This is a genomic window from Candidatus Cloacimonadota bacterium, assembly GCA_019429305.1.
Classification (GTDB): Bacteria; Cloacimonadota; Cloacimonadia; order Cloacimonadales; family JAJBBL01; genus JAHYIR01.
In genome coordinates, this window is sequence record JAHYIR010000005.1 from 20,106 (window position 1) to 41,109 (window position 21,004).

Here is a 21,004-nt window from a genome sequence, read left to right on the forward strand (position 1 = left end):
ACAATATTGGGTTTCTGGTGAAACTAACAGAGGGTGTGAAGCAAGAACAAACTTGACAGTAGATGAACCGGGAATATATTCCCAAAATAAATGAGCATACAGGAGAGATTTTGGATAGAGTAAATCGAGCAGTCCTGACTAGCGGGAACATTACCAAGCAGCTCTTTTATCTTACATTGCCGATGATAGCCGGTATGCTCGGGATAGTGATCTTCAATCTCACCGATACCTTTTTTGTCGCCAGATTAGGAGAAGAGCAATTAGCAGCCCTATCCTTTACTTTTCCGGTGGTGATGGTCATCAACAGCTTTTCTGCCGGGATCGGTATCGGTGCCGGTGCTCTGATCTCCCGTTATGTCGGAGCCGGTGATCACTACAAGGTTACCAGATTAACTACCGATAGCCTCACTCTCGGTTTTCTTTTTATACTTATTCTCTCAGTTATAGGGTTATTAACTATCAAACCACTTTTTACTATGCTCGGAGCCAGAGGCATCATACTTGAATACATCAATGATTACATGTCCGTCTGGTATTTTGGCTCCTTTATGGTCGTGATCACGATGATAGGCAACAATATAATAAGGGCTTTAGGCGACACCAAGACACCCGGTCTGATAATGATCATCTCGGCAATGATTAACATGATACTTGATCCCTTGCTTATATTTGGGATCTGGATCTTTCCCCGTTTAGAGATTCAGGGTGCTGCTCTGACGACTGTCTTTTCCAGAGCGATCATAACAGCAGTTGCCATCTATGTTCTTCATTTCCGCAGACGATTAATATCATTTAAAAAGGTAAAGCTCATAGAAGTTCTCACTTCTTGGCAAGAGATCCTTCATATCGGCATCCCATCGGCTTCGATCCGGCTCGCTTTACCGGTCGGGTCAGGGTTTATTACCCGGCTTTTAGCTTCATCCGGACCGCTGGTAGTAGCAGGATTCGGGGTGGCTACCAGAATTGAGTTCTTTGCCTTAGCACCGATTATGGCTCTCTCTTCTGTAATGAGCCCCTTTATCGGGCAGAATCTCGGTGCGGGAGATCTTGACCGGGTAAAGAAGGGCAAGAAGATCGGGCATCGGTTCTCTCTGGCGATTGGTGGCTTTTTGGCAATTATTCTTGCCGTTTTTGCCAGACCTTTAGCCGGTATCTTCAATGATAATCCGCTCGTTATTGAAACGATAGTTCTCTATCTCAGGATCGTTCCGATCTCTTACGGCTTAGCAGGAACTTTGCAGATCAGTTCGACTATTCTCAATGTTTTTAAAAAACCTTATCTCGCTTCCGGTATGATGGGATTTCAGATCTTTGCCATCTACTTACCACTCGCCTTCCTCGGACATTTCTTTCTCGGTCCGCAAGGGGTCTTTGCTTCATTGACGATCTCTTACCTGCTTGCCGGGTATATTGCCTACGAGTTAGTAAGAAAAGAGATAAAAATTATTAAACAGAAGCGTGCTCAACAATTAACATATGAGAAACCTGAAACACTTGATATCGAGACTTTCCCTCCTGAGCCGTAATAAAATCCAAGACAAGATATAATCTTCATAGTATCGGGTAATAATTTCTATATCCATTATTTAATTATTATCTTGACAAAATAAACTGAATTCAAGTTGAATATTCCACATAACAACAATTGCTCAGAGATTACCAGAGACCAATAGGAGGTAACAAATGAGAATTCCTTTTTCCGTTGATCAATTCCTGAGCTTATTTAAAATCTATAATATTACTGTTTGGCCGATTCAGATTTTCTTCTATCTGGTAGCATTATTAGCCCTATTTCTTACCGTCAAAAGGAGTGCTCTTACTGATAAGATGATCTCGATTATCATAGCTTATTTCTGGCTCTGGATGGGGGTAATATTTCATCTGTTTTTCTTCACGATGATTAATAAAGGAGCTTATCTCTTTGGCGTTCTCTTTATAATTCAAAGCATTCTCTTTCTCTATTTTGGACTGTTGAAGTCAAAATTGTCATATGAACTGAAACTGGATCTTTATGGAATAACCGGCAGCATCTTTATTCTCTATGCTTTGGCTGTTTATCCCCTCTTAGGTCATTTTTCCGGGCATACTTATCCCCATTCACCGACTTTTGGAGCTCCCTGCCCTACAACGATCTTTACCTTTGGAATACTATTATTGACGATCAAGAAAGTACCTAAGATAATCTTGATAATCCCCTTCTTGTGGTCTCTGACTGGCTTTAGTGCCGCTCTGAATCTTCTGATTAGAGAAGATTTCGGTTTGCTCATAGCCGGTTTATTAGGTACAATACTGATAATCATCAAAGACCGAAAAGGTTGTTTTGATAACCTTAGTAAGAAAAATTGATGCATAAATAAAACAATGCCTAGGAGGTGTAATTATGAAAAACAGACAAATAATAATCTTATTACTAATGCTTGTGTTCAGCGTTGTTTTGATGATTATTAAGGACAATCCATTGCTCCCCTTCATGTTTCCCTTAATGTTTGCTCATTGTGATAGTATAGACGGCCCCGTTATTAGTGCTGCAAAAAAAGCATTGGATACAGAAAATGTAAATTTAGTTTTAATATGGATACCACAGGAAGATGAAGCCGATTTAATAGAAGTCTTTGAACAAGTCCTGAGTATCCGGAAAATTAGTCCTCAAGTAAAAGAACTCGCCGATAGGTTCTTTTTTGAAACCTTAGTTCGAATCCATCGAGCAGGTGAGGGTGAAACTTATACCGGTATTAAGCCAGCAGGTACAGAAATTGATCCTATTATTGAGTTTGCTGACGATTCAATAGATAATGGTTCAGTTGATGATTTGCTCGATGAAATTACGAATGAACTCACAAAGGGCATTCGGGAACGTTTTGCCTTAGTGATGGAAAAAAAGAAACATAAGGAAGATAGTGTTGATGCCGGCAGAGAGTATGTTGAAGCATATGTTACTTATGTACATTTTGTTGAGAGTTTACACAATATATTGTCAGCTAAGGGCTCTCACCATACTGCTGATCACAACCATTAGTTAGTTTAGCTTTAATCTTTAGGGTGCCTACGAGTCGGCTGTGTCAGACTCGTGTCGTGCCTAATGTTAAACCATTGGTATTATTGTTTCGAAGTTGATATCTTCTCACATTCCCCTCGTTTTCTGGAAAATATTCAACTATAGCCGGATACAGGTTTCCGAACATAACAGGTAGATGCTATAACGATATCACCCGTATTTCCGTTTATAAAAATAATCATAATGAAGATGAACTACTAATGAATCATGATTTTCAGATAATTAACGGAGCAAACAAGATAGACCTTCAATTGGAATAGATATAAAAAAAGAAACTCATAAGCTTAATTCTATCAGTTCATCAAAGACTTCAGTATTTGAACAAAGTGACTCGTTGCCAGCTTATAATACTTTCCTTGACACAAAGCATTACAAAAAAGTGTTAATAAGGAAATTTATTGAGGCGGTAATGAAGAAAAAAGTATTGATCATAACGACCGGTGGAACGATCTCTATGCGGTATGATGCTGAATTGGGTATCATACCTGACAATAATCTGGTTGATTTGTTGGCTAACTTTCCGCAATTAACCTCTGCTGCGGAGATTGAGGTTTTTGAATTTTCTAATATGCCGAGCCCCCATGTAACTCCCCAGCGGATGTTTGAACTGGCTAAAATGGTCGATAATAAGATCAGTGATTATGATGGGGTTGTTATCACACATGGTACTGATACCCTGGAAGAGACCGCCTATATGCTCGATCTGGTTTTGACGACTCGTAAACCCGTCATTTTTACTGCTGCCATGAGAAGCGGTTCGGAGCTTGGTCTTGATGGTCCCCGCAATATCGTAGGAGCCGTAAGGGTAGCTGTACATCATGAGTCGATCGATAAGGGTGTTCTTGTGGTAATGAATGATGAAATTCATACTGCCCGTGATGTTGTCAAAGCTGATACCGGCAAACTGGAATCTTTTGTTTCTCCTAACTTTGGTATTCTCGGCATAGTCGATACCGACAGGGTCGTCTATCATCGCAAGCTCTTGTTCAGAGAGAATGTCTGGACCAACGAATTGGATTACAATATTGATCTTATAAAAGCTGTAGCCGGCATGGATGGTCGCTATATCGAGAGTTCCATCGCAAACGATGCAAAAGGAATAGTTATCGAGGCATTCGGCAGAGGGAATCTGCCTCTTACTATGATAGAACCTATTAGAAGGGCAATAGCACGTGACATTGTTGTTGTCATCACCTCCCGTGTATTCAAAGGGCGTGTTTTACCGGAATACGGCTATGAGGGTGGTGGTTTCCATCTGAAAAAGCTCGGTGTCATTCTCGGAGAAGACCTGAAGGGGGTCAAAGCCCGTATAAAACTGATGGCTCTCTTCGGGAAATACAAGGAACCGGCATTGGTGAGAAAAAACTTCACTTTCGTTTATGAATAAAAGGATTTGTCCACGAATGCACACGAATAAATGCACTAATTTGCACTAATAAAAAAAGAATTATGATTATTGTCATCCTGAGTATTATATAACAAGAATGATCACTTCATCTAGTGGATTTCAAACTACTGTAGTCGTTGTAATGATAAGGAGATAACACAGATATGTAGATTAACAGTCTATTGTCATCCTGAGTGTTCTGCACCAGAATGGTTTACTTCATCGAGGGGGCTTAGCATTTTGGTGCAGAATGTATCGAAGGATTAAGCATTCTAACTCACATTCAATAAGGAACTAATAAGAAAAAACCATGAAATATCGAGAAATAACAATATCCGACATCCCTGTTCTGATCGAGCTCAGAACAAAGACCGACGAAAACGATCTATCCTTAGAAGTGCTTCTATCTCTCGGGATCAACGAAAAAACATTCGCCGAAAAACTATCCACAACCTACAAAGGGTGGCTATGCGAGATTGCCGGCAATGTTGTCGCTTTCGCTATAGGTGACAAACAAACAGGTGAGATGTGGGTCATTGCCGTCTTACCGGAATATATCAAACAGGGGATTGGGGGTAAGTTACTCACCTTAGTCGAAGAATGGTTATTCACGCAAGGATGTCAAAGAATATGGCTGACAACCGATATCGATACTAAGCTCCGTGCCTATTCCTTCTATCTAAATCATAGCTGGCTCGATGACAGGATAGAAGACGGTATGAGGTATATGATCAAAGATAGACCGGATAATAAATCCTTATCTTAAATATTTCCAAGCTTTTATTCAACTTCCGGATCACTGACTTCAGATCATCCGGCTTTACAATTAACGGTGTTAAGAAAACCGTACGAGAATCTGCTTCGTAGCTACTGTTAGACGAGCGGAGCGAGGAGTTTAGCGAAAGAAGCAGAGTCGAGAAGGTTTTTAACCGTTGCATTGTACGCCGGGAGTTTTTCTTTGGTACTTTCTTTTGACGGATCAAAAGAAAGAACATAAAAAAGTTGTATTGACAGTTTATTTGGCTGAATTCAATAAAAGTCATAACTCACAAGGAGATTGTTCATGAAAATAACCGTATTTAACGGCAGTCCGCGTGGGAGAGATAGCAACAGTCACAAGATAGTAGAGCCGCTCTTAGCAGGGGCAAGAGAGGCAGGAGCCGAAACCGAAGAGATTTATCTCATCGAAAAAGATATCAAATACTGCCGCGGCTGTTTTAGCTGCTGGGGTAATACACCCGGTTGCTGTATCATCAAAGACGATATGTTGGAATTGATAGACCTCTTTCTGGCATCGGATTATGTCGGTATGGCAACACCGGTCTATGGTATGTACATGACCGCTCTCTTAAAGAATTTCTATGATCGCTTACTACCGTTGGCTACTCCTCAAATCCATAAAAATGATGATGGGAGTTTCTATCACAAGGGTAGAGCAACAAGGTTTCCTCGCCAGTTTTTTGTTATTAACTCCGGCTTTCCGGGAGAACATAATTTTGATATCTTGAAGGCATTTGTCGGCATGGTCAATCCGGTGCTGGCAATATACCGTAATTGTGGTGAAATATTATCAGAACAGGGTATTGCTGATTCGCCCATCAACAAAAAGATCGAGGATTTTCGGACAGCTTTGCATAAAGCTGGCAAGGAAATGGTCACCAATGGAGAGGTGAGCAAGGAAACCGTCGAACAGATTCACCTTGAACTGATCAGTGATGAAGAGTATATGGCAGGAGTCAACAAAGATTGGGATGATAAAATAAAATGAAACATTCATCAGGCATTTGATAGTTACCATAATTTACTACTTGTAGCTCTTCAATCGAATCAAACTATGTAACATATATTTCAGTATATGCTTAGTAAATCTCATTGCTTAACTCCGACAGCACCCTTTTGGGTGCCATTTTATAGCCTGCGGTTTTAACCGCAGGGAATGGAGTTATGTTCCATTTGGGTGGCGGGTGGGAATAGATCATCCGGCATTACAATTAAAGGTGTTAAGAAAACCGTACGAGAATCGGCTTCGAAGATACTGTTCGACGAGCAAAGCGAGGAGTTTATCCAGAGAAGCCGTTTCGAGAAGGTTTTTAACCATTATATTGTACGCCGGGAGTTTTTCTTTGTTACTTTCTTTTGGATCGCCAAAAGAAAGTAATTGAACGAAAAGTCGGGAGTTTTTCTTTGCTACTTTCTTTTGACGGAACAAAAGAAAGTAGTATTATAAAATGGAGGTGAATATGAAAACCATAATTATCTTTTCCACCAAATACGGTAGTGTTGAAAAAGCAGCCCTCAAACTCAGAACTGAGTTGCAGGGTGAAGTTGAACTGGTAAATGTTAAAACCAGTCCTGACTTTGATGACTTTGATGTCGTTGTCTTAGCAGGATCTATTTATGCCGGCAGGGTGCAGGGAGCGATGAGAAAGTTTATCAAGAACAATCTTGTCAAACTGAGAGAGAAAAAGATCGCTCTCTATATCTGTGCCGGTACTGAGAAAGAAAACGAAATAACTAAATATTTGCAAGATAGTTTCACTCAGGAGTTATACGACAAGGCAATTGCCAAAGCTAATCTGGGATTCGAATATGATCTAAAAAGATTCAGCTTTATCGAGAAACTTTTGGTCCGCCTTGTAGGCGGTATTAAGGAAAGCAAATCGGTCTTCTATGATGATAAGATCAAAGAATTCGCTGAGCTATTAAACAATATATAACGACGTGCGTTTTTAAGATAAAGCAATTAAAGTTAATTTGATACCTATCAGCTTAAACTGTTTTCATCATTTTTATCAAAGGAATAGATGCCCTATACTTTGTTTTCTATTAATCCCAATTTTGCTAATCGAGACCGAATGGCAGAGGGTTTTCTCTGAAACTCTATTGCCAATTTATCAATGTCAGAATCTTTATGATATATTTTTTTCAGATATTGATCTTCTTCTTCAGTCCAAGGCATGTAAGCTTTAGCCCATTCTTTTCTAATCTCTTCGAATTTGTTTCTCTTTGCTTTGTCATCGATAAAATCTATAGATTTTGTTAATCCGTGGGCAAAATCAGAGAGGTGTTCTTGAAACACAATAATCCTGTGACGTTCAAAAGTTGACTCTGTTTTCTTTGATTCTTTTATTTCCAGATATTTTGTACCATTTGAGCTTTCCTTTACATCAAAGAAATAGTTGCGGTTACCAGCTGCTATTCTTAGAGTGAACAATTCTTTATTTTCCCGATCTGTCATAAACTTACCCCCTTATGACAAGACTATCAAAATTTAGTAATTAATTGTTTATTAGCAATAATTTATCATCTACTAATAGAATGAACAATAAAATATCTATATGCCAAGATTAGTCAAGCTAAAGATTAAAAATTTGCATTAATGTCTTTAAAATTGCCATTTCGAAGAATATAAACTGAAACCTATTAAAATTCCTACCATACTTATTTTACAAGGGTGAGTTAAATAAACACATTTTTTGCGAGTAGATTCTGCATGATTATAATCGATAAAAAATGGGCACTTAATCATTACTGTAGCAACTCTTGTTTAGAAAGATTGTATTAAGTATTATTTTTTCAACAACTTAGCTTTTTGTGACACATGTATAAGTAGAGGGAGAAAGAATTGAGAGTGAAACTCAATTATATTTTAGTTATCTACTTAGACTTCTTTCTATGTTATAAGTTCTCAATCTCCGATTAGTATTTAACAGGTTCCGGAATAAGGACTGAATGTTCCTCTATGGCAGTCAGGAGAGTGCGACCACTATACATCATTAAAGCTGATTGATGGTATAGGCAATAGAGAGGGAGGCTTTAAGATGAAACTGCCAGATCGTATTCTGTTAATAATTTTTCTATGATTTCCTTAACTGAGAGAATTTCTTCAACTCGATAGGCATTAGCACCACAAAAGCCGAAACCTTCCTCGAAATTGCCTCTTTTTGCCTTTGTCAAAGCCTCTGCAATGCAGTAAGGTACTACTTTGTAATCACAGGTTTTTAAACATCTCCAAGGACAGTTAATCGGTTTTTTGATTCCCGCAGAGACATCATCTAAGAACTTATTGTGGATAGCTCTGCCAGGTAATCCTACCGGACTATCGATGATAATAATATCTTCCTGACAGCAATTTATATAAGCTTCTTTGAACTTAATAGAGGTATCACACTCATGTGTTGCAACAAATCTTGTTCCCATTTGGACACCTTGAGCTCCTAACTGCATAAATTTATAGATATCAGCACCAGTATAGATACCACCTGCAGCAATGACCGGGATCTTCTTATGAAATTTTTTCTCAAAAACATCAATGAGAGGAATAATCTTTGTGATCAATTTTTCTAGAGCATATTCAGGATCATTTATCTGCTGTTTTTTAAAGCCAAGATGACCACCTGCTAAAGGGCCCTCAACGACAACTGCATCAGGAACATGGTTATAATTTTTCGCCCAATATTCGAAAATGATCTTAGCTGCTCTGGGTGAAGAAACAATCGGAATAAACTTGGTAGAAGAAGCTCTTAACCTTTCTATAGGAATAGTATCGGGGATCTTTAAAATAAGACCTGCACCAAGCAGAACAACATCTGCACCTTCATCTAATGCTACAAGTAAGAGTTCGTCAAAGTCCGACATTGCTAACATGAGATTAACCCCGATAGCTCCCTTTGTCAATCTCTTGGCATTTTTTATCTCTTTGGCAAGCGCTCTGCGGTTAGCAGCTTTGAAGTCTGTGTTAAAGTCGGGTTCAAGCATGCCGATACCTGCAGCAGCAATAACTCCAATCCCACCCTGATTTGCTACTGCAGAAGCTAAACCGGATAATGATACCCCTACTCCCATTCCACCTTGAATTATTGGTATCTCAATCTCAAGGTCACCTATTACTAGTTTTGGTACTTCATGAATCATAATAAAACTACTTCCCTTTTTCCTATATAGAAATCTTACAGATAAATGTCAAAGAAATTTTTCTTGTGCCGACTGACAGCAGGAAAAGTTGGTTGGAGTCACTAAGATGCGCTTTCTTTGTTTCAGTGTCTCTTAAGTTACTACGCCTCGCTATGTAATAGAGCTTTAACCGGTTCTAAGCCAAGGACTGAGTTCTCTTCTATAGCAGTGAGCACAGTGCCTCCACCTGAGAAGAAATAGTGATTCTGATCATCGATGGCATTCAGATACTTACCTGGTAACAGCGTTCTGAACTCCTGCAGCGTATCTCCGCCACCGTACATCTTGAAAGCCGAGCTATTGCTATTGAGGGCATTGAAGAGGGCTATAGTGCCTTCGGCAAAGTGGGGGGTTAAACCCATAACTGCATTGACAAAGACAGATCTGGCATTGTTGATCACTTCTTTGATCTTGGCATCTGCAAATGACTGAGCAGCTACATCGAGAATATAGTTCAGCTTCTTTTTGTCTTGCAGGTTATGAATGTCGATATTACGGTATTGATCTTCAACTTTTCCTTCTAAACTGTCAGATTCAACTATGACAGACGGTTCAATGATCTTATCGGGATACTGTTTACTGAATTCCAGAAACTCTCGGGCAGAATCAATATCCTCCGGAGTTAGTCCGGCTATTTCCAGATCGTATTTGGCAGCTAAATAAGCATTATAAATCACACCACCTAAGATGAGATGATCTACTTTTTCCAGTAAGGCACGCAGAGGACCTATCTTGGTATCGAATTTAGAACCGGCTACCACTGCCAAAATAGGTCTTTGCGGTTCAAAAACCTGTTCGAGATTAGATATCTCACTCTGCATAAGTAATCCGGCATAAGAGGGGAGGTATTTGGTGATGCGGACAGTAGAAACATGCGACTGCCAAGAACCGAAGGCATCATTAACGAAAACATCAGCCAATTCTGCCAGTTCTTGAGCAAATTGGTCTGCATATTCACCTTTATCCTCTTCACCTTTGAACCATCTGGTATTAGGGAGATAGATACCGCTGATCTTGCCCTCTTTTAATTCTTTTACTTTTTCTTTGATTGAGGGAGGGATCTGTATTAAGCCGCTTCCCTCTTCAGGTGGAATTTCAGGAGTATAAAAGGTTATGTTTAACTTCTTCTTGAGATATTCTACTATCGGTTGGACAGAAGTCTTTTTGGAGATCTTAATGTTGCCCGTTGCTTTGTCTTTGGGTCTGCCGACATGGGTCATCAGGATCAGTTTGCCACCCTTAGCGAGAATGTTGAACATTGTTGCGAAGGTAATATCGATACGGAATGGGTCTTTGATCGAACCGTCTTTTACAACATTATGATCAACCCTGACTAGAACAACTTTGCCCTGTAGATCTGCATCCTGTAATTTGCGTAAATCTGTTAATACCTTACTCATAAAACCTCCAATCAAGATATGTTTGAGCTTAATAAAACAAGTTTAATGTCAAGCGAAAAGAGAATCTTTAATTCCTGGTTTCGGGATAGCTCACCCTTCGATACAATCCCCGAAAGATGTAGCAAGAAGGTTATCGGGAATCACTCAGGGTGACACTTTATGTAAGCTTCAAGTGTTCTGCAGATTGCTCTTGGTTATTTTTAAAAGCCAACCTTTTGTCATCCTGAGTGTTCTGGTCTATTCTTCTTGCTCTGTTATGGACAGAATGTATCGCAGGATAGCCAATATGACCTAGTTTCGGGATAGCTCACCCTTCAATACAATCCCCGAAAGATGTAGCAAGAAGGTTATCGGGAATTACTCAGGGTGACCCCTGCATGTATTATCTGCAAAAAAAAGAGCAATTCATGAATTGCCCCTACAAAGAAAATGATCTTGAGTAATCCAGAATAATAAGATAGTCCTCCATTTACTAACCAAAGATGTATTAAATAACCAAGTCGCTATCCAGATAGAGAAAACTAACCGCGGATGGATACGAATGAGACAGAGAATGACACAAATCAAAAAGTATGAGTAAGATAAAGGGGGTCTTCTAAAGAGTAAAATTAGAGTTATGCACAAAAGCTTCCAAATCGTTAATAAACGCTAATTAGTTGATATAAAAGAGAAATACGATATTGAAGGGCAAGAAAAATTTACTTATACACAAGTTATCCACATAGTTTGCAGCTTTTTTAACTTAGTGTCTATCATAGAATTATCAAAACTGGTACCTTAAAACACCCTTAAAATCAGTAGATAAATGATATTGTGATGTGTGGATAAGAGACTTTTGGTTGTGGACAATGAACAAGAAGCAGTTCTAAATCTGATGCTATTCAGTAGAGAAGTAGCTTTCTATGTAATTAAGCCATCCTGTCAGAGCAAAATCGAGATTAGAGTAGAGAGATGCACTACCCTGAAGGTATTCAATATAAACTGGGAACCAAATAGTAGCAGTTCCGGTATTTAAGGGGAGATTTTGAGATTCTTGAACAATGAAAAGGTTATCTAAAGCAATTATGATCTCCTCAATATCTGCCTGCAGGAGAGTGTTATCGGTCAGTTCATGAAGAGTGACAAAGAATTCCTTTAAGTCTATATCTGATTGAGGGATATTGAATGAATAGACCGCCTCTCTGGCATCAATAACTACCTGAGAATTTGCCGTATATTTCCAATTAATGACAAACTGTTCTAAAAGGTTGAGAAAGTGTGGTAACTGGGAGGTCTTAGCAACGGAGCTAGTGATACGTCTGGTTGCCCCTTCCGGGTTTTGACTCCCTCCAGGAAGGTAGGAGTTGTAGTATTTGATCGCCATATTAACGGCGAGATTTTGAGGACTAGTATAATGATTCCAGAGTTCGAGTATCTCCTTGTAGGGAAAACCTTCTACCGGAACAGTGTTTTCAGAAGCAACTATATAATCATTGAATTGATATACTTCGGTGATAACCTCAATGGTCTGCATATGACAGGCATCAATAAGCAGGATATCCATCTTTCTGGGAAAGAGCTGAAAGGCACTTTTAAATTCACCTCCGGCTATACTGATATTACTAAGACTCGTATTATCAGGACAGATGTAACGAGAAGTATCATCATCCCTTGTCCATCCTGTTCCATGAGACCAGATAACGAGAGCATAACGATTAGCCGGATATTTGGAGACACCCCAATTGACGAAATCGGCTAAACTTCTATAATCACCACTGTCTATATCACCCAAAAATTCTACAACCGGAGAAGCTATGAAGGGGGCGGTATTATGAGTTATTTTATACCTTCTTGCTTGAGGGTCGGCACTGTATTGATAAGGATCTAATTGAACGATAACATTGACTGATGAAGGGATTCTGGCTTTTTCCATCTGAATAATATCATCAACTGCCTGTGGACTGAGGTTGTTATCTGCTGCCATATAGACCAGAATAGTCCAATTCGCTCTTTTATCTTGCGAACAGGAAAAGAGGGCAAGAGTAAGAAGAAGGAGTAAAGAAAACCTTATAAAGAGTAATGGGGTAATATGAGGCTTAGTTAAGTAGTACATTGTTTTTATAGCTGAGCAGGTTTTCCGGCTTCAGTTTTAGGAAAAGTTGATCTGTCCTGAGAGATAACGGTTTTGAATCAGGTAGCAGTATTTTAATGGGTGCTCCAAAAAGATCAACAGAAAGCTCTGATTTGGAACCGTAGTTCTTGCTGCTGATCAAGCTTACGGGAAACGTGTTTTCCTCTTCTTGTTGTTCGGAGATCAAAGCTCTCTCCGGTTTAATTAATACATCAATCAAATCTCCCTTCTGCAGGTCATCCTTGGATATTATATATATGTTGTGTCCGACAAATTTTGCCATATATCCTTCTTTATATTCTTCTATAATTTCGACTGTTAGACGGTTCTCTATCCCAAGAAATCTGGCAACAACCGGATTGACCGGCTTTTCATAAACAAACCCAGGTCTATCGATTTGCCAGATCCTTCCTTCGAATATAACCCCTATCAGATCTGCAAAATAGAACGCTTCTTCTCGGTCATGTGTTACATAAAGAGCAGTAAAGCCGAGTTCTTGCTGAACTTTTGCTAATTGTTCCCGTAAACGAGTCCGTAGCTCTTCATCAACTGCGCTTAGAGGTTCGTCAAAGAGAATTATGTCGGGTTGAGGGGCAAGAGTTCTGGCTAAAGCTACTCGCTGTTTCTCGCCACCGGAAAGGGTATTAACGTCTCGTTTTTCATAACTGCTCAAACCGACCAGATCAAGAAGGTAAGTTATTTTATCTTGAATTGTTTTCTTAGATAACCGTTGGGATCTTAGTCCGAAAGCGATATTATTATAAACGTTCAGATGCGGAAAGAGAGCAAAATCTTGAAAGACAATTCCGATCTTTCTTTTGTGAACAGGAAGTTTGGTAATATCGATATTCTTAACTGATATCTTGCCATTATTGATAGGAATAAGTCCAGATATTGCCTGGATCAGAGTAGATTTACCGGCACCACTCGGACCTAAGAGGGATAAGATCTTTCCTTGTTCAAGATCGATATTTATATCGTTTAGTTCAAAATCATCTACAACGACTCGGAGATTTTCGACTTGCAGATAAGCCATCTTGGTTAATATTCTTTTGCCTCTTCTAATCCCTTAAGAACGTTAATTGCGCCCTGGCTGAGGGCTTCCATTTCATTTTCACCCGGTAGCACGAAAACAGGGGCGAAGAAGCTAACTCTCTTTTTGATCTCATCAGTCAATTCTTCACCATAAGCCAAGCCACCGGTAAGGAAAATGGCATCAACCTTCCCTTCCAATACTGTTGCACAGGCACCTATCTCTTTGGCTATTTGATAACACATAGCGTCACGGATCAGCCTGAATTTCTGGTCACCCTGTTTAACTCTTTCATCAACTTCGACGCCATTGTCGGTGTTGAGATACGCCATAAAACCGGCGTTCTTGCTCAGATATGTTGTAAGTTCTTTCTTAGTATATTTTCCCGAATAAGCCAACTCAATCAAATCACCTATAGGCAAAGCTCCGGCTCGTTGTGGTGAGAAAGGACCCATGCCGAGAAGTGCGTTGTTAACATCAACTACTCGACCCTGTTTGATGGCAGCGATAGATATACCACCACCCATGTGAGCAGCTATCATATTGGAGGTTTTGAATTCTATATTCATCTGTTTAGCTAATCTGCGAGCCGTATATCTTATATTAAGGGCATGGAAAAGAGATTTTCTTTCTATTTCAGGAATACCGGAAATGCGGGCAATTTCGTCGAATTCATCTACTGTAACCGGATCAACTATGAAAGCAGGGATATTGAGGTTTTGAGAAATGGAGTTGGCGATAAAAGCACCTAAGTTAGAGGCATGGATCCTGCCCCAGATATTAGGATTCTTCAAATCGGTAAGCATTTTTTCATTTACCTTATAAACACCACCTTTAACTGGTTTAACAAGACCTCCTCTACCTACTACGGCTTTAAGAGTTTCTGGTTCGATGCTGTTCTCTTCTAATGCCTCGATAACCAGCCCTTTGCGAAAATCATATTGATCTAACAATCCTCCGAATTTATCCAATTCTTCGGGATTGTGTCGCAATGTCTTACAAAACAGTTCTTTTTCGTCGTCATAAACTGCTATTTTGGTAGATGTTGAACCGGGATTGATAGCTAAAACTCTGTACTCCATTAAGAAACCTCCACTATTTTATCTTTCGTGGCAAGAATTAAAGAGAGCGATTTATAAGTCAATAATTAATGACTCGGTATTTGCAGGAAGATTAAAGCAAAGTCTTGTAAATAAAAGGGATTAGTGAGTTAAGAAGTTTTTTTCTTTAATTAGAGAAATTAGGTCAATAATAGAGCCATTTCTCTAATGATCTTAGCTGCAGTAATACTGGAGATACCGGTGGGGTCATAATCCGGAGCTAATTCTACAACATCTGCACCGACTATGTTTCTATTCATCAAACCGAGCAGAGCATTCAGAAGTTCGGAAAAAGTAACACCACCCGGTTCAGGTGTTCCAGTACCGGGGAAATATGCCGGATCTAGAATATCTAGATCTATTGTAACATAGAGTGGAGTTTGCAAATCGATATCTTTGATCTTATCAATAAAGTCGTTGAGTGAAAAAGGAAAGAATTTCGTGTTATTTCTTCCCCAGTCAAACTCATGCTTCTCACCGGAACGGATCCCGAATTGGTAGATATTCTGAGGTGGAAGATATTCAGTTAGTAGTCGTATCACCGAGGAATGCGAGTATTTCTCTCCCAAATACTCATCTCTCAAATCTGTATGGGCATCAAAATGGACTACTTTTAAGGCAGGATACTTCTTGAGATGAGCTTTGATTAAGGGTAAAGATATTAAATGTTCTCCGCCACAGGCAAGGATCTTATTACCAGCTTGGAGAATTTCTGTCGATCTTTCCTCTATTATCTGAAGTACTTTTTCAGTGTTACCGAAGGGGAGAATCAGGTCTCCGTTATCACAAATATCGTAATCGGCAAGATCTTTGTCCTGATAAGGAGAGTAAGTTTCCAGACTATCCGAAACATTTCTGATAGCATCGGGAGCAAATCTACTGCCGGGACGGAAAGTAGCAGTACCATCAAAAGGAATACCAAGGAATACTATCTTGGCTTCTTCAAGAGACGAATTAAAAGAGATATAATTTGGCATTAATGTAGTACTTATTCTTCGATAAGCTTCTTTACGAAGTTGGGGAGGCAGAAAGCTCCTTGATGAATTCTATCATTATAATAAGAAAGTGACAGAGCATCGCTATTATATCGTTCTTGCTGAAAATTCTCTTCCGGATCGTACTTTTTGCTACCCATTGAGAAAGACCAGAGTCCTGAGGGATATGTCGGGATGTTTGCCAGATAGAGTTTAGATAAGGGAAAAAGATATTTAAAGTCTTTCATAACTGTTGGAATTACTTCAGCAAAATGCTTGATAAAGGGAGTTTCCGATTGAGTTGTCAGGATTCCGTCATCATTCAAAACTTTATGACAAGCTCGATAAAAATCTATATGAAATAACCCTTCTGCAGGCCCTATAGGATCAGTTGAATCGATCAAGATCAGATCAAACTTTTCCTCTGTCTCATTTACATAAGCAATACCATCAGTGATGATTACTTCTGCTTTGGAGGAGTTAAAGCCACTCGCTACATGAGGGAAAAATTCCTTGGAAGCAGCCATGACCATCTTATCTATCTCGACTAATACAGCTCTTTTAACTGCTGAATGTTTGACTACTTCACGTAAAGTACCACCGTCACCACCCCCGATGATCAAAACTTTTTCAGGATTAGGGTGGGAGTATAGTGAAGGGTGTGCCAACATCTCATGATAAACAAATTCATCACGCTCAGTTAACATAACCAAACCATCCAGCAACATAACTCTTCCATAGTCAGGAGTATCGATGATCATTAATTCCTGATACGGGCTTTTTGCAGATAGTAGTGTCTGAGTGACTTTTAAGGTCAACCCGGAGCTTTTAGTATGTTTTTCAGTAAACCATAAATCCATAACTCACTCCTCAAAGAGCTTTTAATACCAAAGAACGATCCCGGCAAAGACAGTAGCAATTGATTCAACTTTGATTGATACAACAACAGATTTGATATCTTTCAGCTTGCGGTTACGGTAAAGAAAACCCTCTGTTACCATATCACGGGCAAATTTTTCTACATATTCGGGTTCACGTGCTGCTGAATACTCCATGATCAACCCGGGAAGAGAGTCATCTTCCGGTATGCCGATAGCTACGGAAGCTGAGATTATTTCACCGGGATTTTCTGAAGTATAACTCGCATAAGCTGTAGGGATCAATGCTCCGCCGGGTAATTTAACGGGCTCTATCTCTCGACAGGAAGGGGGAACAATACTGCTCAATCTAATGAGATTAGTATCACCAATACCGGCATTAATAATGGCTTTATCAAATGAGTTTAGTTTTGTAATTCCTTCTGATGCGCCTTTAGCAAAGAAGTATTTATCTGGTGTTCTGACCATCATCGCTGTTAATTGCCTGCACTGCAATATTTATGATCTATTTCATCAGGAGCAATCTCACTCTCCGGTTTATGAAGCAGCTTCTTGTCTCCTATTTCGAAGAGACCTCTCTTCAGCTCCATGTTACTAGATTGTAAAGATTCGAACTGTTCTTCTAAATACTTATAAATAACCCAAGGGTCTATAGTTTCACCGCAGGTAAAGATATCTACGGCTGCATAATTGTATTCAGGCCATGTATGAATAGCTACATGAGATTCGGCTATAACAACTACTCCGCTCACACCAAAGGGGCTAAACTCATGGAAGGTATGACGGACTATGGTTGCTTTTGCCTTAGTACAGGCCGTCAACATTGCTGCTTCTATTTTTTTGACATCCTTGAGGATGTCGGCATTGCACTTGTAGAACTCAACGAGTATTTGGCGTCCTAAAGCTTGCATTTTTACCTCCTTAATTTTTAGATACTGGTCTTAGGTTAACGATCTGGGAAATGATAGTTTAACTATCGTCAATAAGCAGTAAATAAACGAGTTATGAGGCCTAACTCAATCTGGAGGTAAAAGCGCAAACTTCTACCAAGAACACCTCTCTGTTTTTGCAAATATGGGAGTCGATATAATACAGGTACAAGTTTGTAACTACATGATTTTTCAATAAGTTAATCTTCATTGGTCATTACCTCCCATTTAATTTTGTGCTAATCAAAAAACTACTGCAAAAATGTCAACTACTTTTAAGCAGAATTTTTTTATTAGGTGCTACATAAGATAACAACTTTTTTTAGTCTGGCAAAATTTTTTATAGCGATGTCTTAAGCAGATCGATTTGTTCAAGTAAATATTGATAGTTTTGATTGCCTTTATCATTATCTGAACCAAAGAACCAACATTTCTTTGTTGACAAATATGCTACATCTAATGCCAAATTTAATAGGAGGTATCTGCTTATGAAAACAAAGAAAATATTCCTTAGTATAGCCATATTATTCTGTTTTTCATTGGTTTATGCACAATTTGCTGGGGGAGATGGAACATTAAATGATCCATGGCAAATATCAACTCCGAGCCAACTTGACGGAGTAAGAAACTATCTGGGTAGTGCTAATAGTGATAAACATTTTATACTGATTAACAATATTGATTTAAATGTTCCACCTTATAATACAGGAGATGGATGGGATCGAATTGGAGATGCAGCTAATCAATTTACCGGTCATTTTGATGGAGATGATTATGTAATTTCATTTCTATTCATAGATAGACCTACAACTTGGTATGTAGGTCTTTTTGGTTATGTTGGAGCAAGTGGTGTAATTACTAATCTTCATCTTGATTGTATAGATGTCACCGGCTATTCATCTAGTGCCGGTTTGGTTGGTAATAATGCCGGTAGTATTACGAATAGTAGTGTGGGTGGTTATGTATCAGGATATCAGGGAGTAGGAGCAATTGCCGGTGAAAATAACCTGGGTACTATCGATGGTTGTCATTCTCAAGGAACGATCTATTCTCTTGGTAACAATGGTGGTGGTTTGGTAGGACGTAATAGATTAAGCTCTACGATTATTAATAGTTACTCAACTAGTGAAGTCATCGGTATTGGCAATAACAGTTATGGTGGATTAATTGGTTGGAATGATAGTGTTATCAGCGATTGTTATGCTACGGGAAATGTTAATGGAGCTTTGTACACCGGTGGTTTAGTCGGAAGAAATTATCGCGGTTCTATAACAAATAGTTATGCGACTGGAAATGTAGTCAGCACAACTCATTGGATTGGTGGTTTGGTTGGGGGCAATGGAGGATTATTCGAAGCACTAATAATAGATAGTTATGCCACTGGTGCTGTGCAAGGTAATGCCAGTGTTGGAGGCTTGGTAGGTGAGAATAACAATCATGGTATAATTACTAATTGTTATGCTTTAGGCAGTGTTTACGGTAGTAACCAATCTACCAGTCAATTTGGAGCTGCCGGATTAGTCGGAGAACTTCGTATAGGAGCGACCGTAGAGTATTCATATTCGGTCGGTCATGTTTCTGGAAATCCGCCATTAGGTGGATTAATTGGTTATGATAGAGGTGGTACGGTTTTATTCAGTTATTGGAATACAGAGACTTCTAATCAAAATACAAGTGCCGGAGGGCTCGGTTTGACCACAGAGCAGATGGTAATGCAAAATTCTTTTCAACTCTGGGATTTTAACGATGTGTGGCAAATCATTGAGCTATTAACCTATCCCTATCTCCAAAATAACCCACAGACACCTCCGCCCTCACCTTATACTCTATCTCTTATACTTGTTACGCCAGAATCATTTGATATTGTAGCTGAGTATGATGAATTAGTAATTGATCAAATGATTATCCAAAATTTAAGTAATGTATCATTAACTTTCCAACTGATTTTTGACGATTTTTTAGATAGAGAAAGAGTTAGTGAGAATGAATATCGAGAAAATTGGGTTTATTTTAATCCTCAAAACGGTACGATTGAACCGGGTGAAAGTATCGAGATCGAAGTGATTTTTGATGCCACTATCTTAGATGCGGGTATTATATATTTAGGGGCAATCATTGTTTATAACAATGTCGAAGACGATGTAAATGTACCTGTAACTATGGAAGTGCTAATGCCTGTTTTACCTGCTCCGACAAATCTTCAGGTAGATTCTCAAACCGGACTTTTTACTTGGGATGCGCCTGAACTGAACCTGTCTGGAGTAAATAGAATTGATGACCGACAGGAGCTGATGATGTACCATATATATTTGGATGATGTGGGTATTGATACTACCGAAGAAACTTTTTATCAATTCGAAGATCTGGTTATCAATCAGGAGTACACTGCAGGAGTGCAAGCTGTATATGATATCGGTCTCTCCGAGATTGCTACAATTAGTTTTGTTTATGAAGGGGTAAATGTTGATATTCCTTTTAATACCTATACAACAGAGTTGCTCAATAATTATCCGAACCCCTTCAATCCGGAAACTACGATCTCTTTCTCACTCCAGGAATCTTCTTCTGTCTCAATTATCATTTATGATATCAGAGGTGCCTTGATAACCAAACTTGTTGATTCAATTTTTCAATCCGGGCATCATAATGTTCTTTGGAATGGAAAAAACAACAGTGGACATTCTGTACCCAGCGGACTATACTTCTACCGAATGGAGACCGATGATTATCAAGAAACCAAGAAGATGCTGTTGTTGAAATAAACAGTTCCCGAGAATATAATCTGGGATCATTTCCTAAACTAATCTAATTCAAATATTTCCAGCTAAAAGGTAGTCTTTCTTTAGGCATCTATATAGTCGGATATATCCGACTATATAGATGCCTAAAGATTAATCATTGATAGACAATAAATTAACATTTTTTTGCGTTTATGTTAGATTAGAAGAAAAAGAACGACTATCTCGAAGTACATTTTGATCTTATTGGGTTTTAGTTTTTTAGGTTGTATAAAAAACAGCAGAAAGTATTTTTCAGAGCTCTCACATCCACCCGAAATTTTACATAGAGAGTGCTTGAAAGACAAACTAGTATTAGAAAGTGACTTATTTAGAGAGTGGGAAAAGTAGTTGTCAAATAAATTTCAGAATACTGTATAGGATGGATAATCTGAAATTGACCAACAC

General features: G+C 39.0%; 18 protein-coding genes. 8 read left to right on the plus strand and 10 right to left on the minus strand.

The window, feature by feature from the left end:
- The first annotated feature begins 110 nt into the window (after window positions 1-110).
- The 7 genes from K0B81_03680 to K0B81_03710 all read left to right on the plus strand — a co-directional run bounded on the left by K0B81_03680 (window position 111) and on the right by K0B81_03710 (window position 7,159).
- The gene (locus K0B81_03680) at window positions 111-1,526 is read left to right on the plus strand and encodes an MATE family efflux transporter (protein MBW6515702.1); all 1,416 of its coding nucleotides are present in this window, start codon (window positions 111-113) and stop codon (window positions 1,524-1,526) included.
- A 157-nt stretch (window positions 1,527-1,683) separates the two neighbouring features.
- A complete protein-coding gene (locus K0B81_03685) occupies window positions 1,684-2,346 on the plus strand; it encodes a hypothetical protein (GenBank protein ID MBW6515703.1) in 663 nt (220 codons plus the stop codon).
- A 34-nt stretch (window positions 2,347-2,380) separates the two neighbouring features.
- Window positions 2,381-3,016: a hypothetical protein gene (locus K0B81_03690; protein MBW6515704.1), complete on the plus strand. Its 636-nt coding sequence runs from the start codon at window positions 2,381-2,383 to the stop codon at window positions 3,014-3,016.
- Between the two features lie 448 nt (window positions 3,017-3,464).
- Window positions 3,465-4,442 (plus strand): asparaginase, encoded by a 978-nt coding sequence (locus tag K0B81_03695; protein MBW6515705.1) that lies wholly within the window; start codon window positions 3,465-3,467, stop codon window positions 4,440-4,442.
- Window positions 4,443-4,752: 310 nt separating this feature from the next.
- Entirely contained in the window at window positions 4,753-5,208 is a 456-nt protein-coding gene (locus tag K0B81_03700) for a GNAT family N-acetyltransferase (GenBank protein ID MBW6515706.1), read from the plus strand.
- A gap of 297 nt (window positions 5,209-5,505) precedes the next feature.
- On the plus strand, window positions 5,506-6,210 hold the full coding sequence (locus K0B81_03705; protein MBW6515707.1) for a flavodoxin family protein: 705 nt from the start codon (window positions 5,506-5,508) through the stop codon (window positions 6,208-6,210).
- A 472-nt stretch (window positions 6,211-6,682) separates the two neighbouring features.
- The gene (locus K0B81_03710) at window positions 6,683-7,159 is read left to right on the plus strand and encodes a flavodoxin domain-containing protein (GenBank protein MBW6515708.1); all 477 of its coding nucleotides are present in this window, start codon (window positions 6,683-6,685) and stop codon (window positions 7,157-7,159) included.
- Window positions 7,160-7,251: 92 nt separating this feature from the next.
- Here K0B81_03710 and K0B81_03715 read toward each other — a convergent pair whose 3' ends face one another.
- The 10 genes from K0B81_03715 to speD form a co-directional block, all read right to left on the minus strand.
- Entirely contained in the window at window positions 7,252-7,680 is a 429-nt protein-coding gene (locus tag K0B81_03715) for a PUR family DNA/RNA-binding protein (protein ID MBW6515709.1), read from the minus strand.
- Between the two features lie 578 nt (window positions 7,681-8,258).
- The gene (locus tag K0B81_03720; GenBank protein ID MBW6515710.1) at window positions 8,259-9,356 is read right to left on the minus strand and encodes a nitronate monooxygenase; all 1,098 of its coding nucleotides are present in this window, start codon (window positions 9,354-9,356) and stop codon (window positions 8,259-8,261) included.
- Between the two features lie 140 nt (window positions 9,357-9,496).
- The gene (locus tag K0B81_03725; protein MBW6515711.1) at window positions 9,497-10,795 is read right to left on the minus strand and encodes a phosphoglycerate kinase; all 1,299 of its coding nucleotides are present in this window, start codon (window positions 10,793-10,795) and stop codon (window positions 9,497-9,499) included.
- 877 nt (window positions 10,796-11,672) lie between these two features.
- Complete coding sequence (locus K0B81_03730) at window positions 11,673-12,758, minus strand: hypothetical protein (protein MBW6515712.1); 1,086 nt, start codon at window positions 12,756-12,758, stop codon at window positions 11,673-11,675.
- A gap of 112 nt (window positions 12,759-12,870) precedes the next feature.
- Entirely contained in the window at window positions 12,871-13,941 is a 1,071-nt protein-coding gene (locus K0B81_03735) for an ABC transporter ATP-binding protein (GenBank protein ID MBW6515713.1), read from the minus strand.
- 5 nt (window positions 13,942-13,946) lie between these two features.
- The gene (gene buk / locus K0B81_03740) at window positions 13,947-15,020 is read right to left on the minus strand and encodes a butyrate kinase (GenBank protein MBW6515714.1); all 1,074 of its coding nucleotides are present in this window, start codon (window positions 15,018-15,020) and stop codon (window positions 13,947-13,949) included.
- A gap of 158 nt (window positions 15,021-15,178) precedes the next feature.
- The gene (gene speB / locus K0B81_03745; GenBank protein ID MBW6515715.1) at window positions 15,179-16,015 is read right to left on the minus strand and encodes an agmatinase; all 837 of its coding nucleotides are present in this window, start codon (window positions 16,013-16,015) and stop codon (window positions 15,179-15,181) included.
- 11 nt (window positions 16,016-16,026) lie between these two features.
- Entirely contained in the window at window positions 16,027-16,872 is an 846-nt protein-coding gene (gene speE, locus K0B81_03750; GenBank protein ID MBW6515716.1) for a polyamine aminopropyltransferase, read from the minus strand.
- A gap of 21 nt (window positions 16,873-16,893) precedes the next feature.
- Complete coding sequence (locus K0B81_03755; GenBank protein ID MBW6515717.1) at window positions 16,894-17,361, minus strand: arginine decarboxylase, pyruvoyl-dependent; 468 nt, start codon at window positions 17,359-17,361, stop codon at window positions 16,894-16,896.
- A 5-nt stretch (window positions 17,362-17,366) separates the two neighbouring features.
- Window positions 17,367-17,801 carry an adenosylmethionine decarboxylase gene (gene speD / locus K0B81_03760; GenBank protein MBW6515718.1) on the minus strand — a complete coding sequence of 145 codons (435 nt, stop codon included), beginning with the start codon at window positions 17,799-17,801 and terminating at the stop codon, window positions 17,367-17,369.
- Between the two features lie 506 nt (window positions 17,802-18,307).
- Here speD and K0B81_03765 point away from each other — a divergent pair.
- Window positions 18,308-20,581: a T9SS type A sorting domain-containing protein gene (locus tag K0B81_03765; GenBank protein MBW6515719.1), complete on the plus strand. Its 2,274-nt coding sequence runs from the start codon at window positions 18,308-18,310 to the stop codon at window positions 20,579-20,581.
- Window positions 20,582-21,004 lie beyond the last annotated feature (423 nt).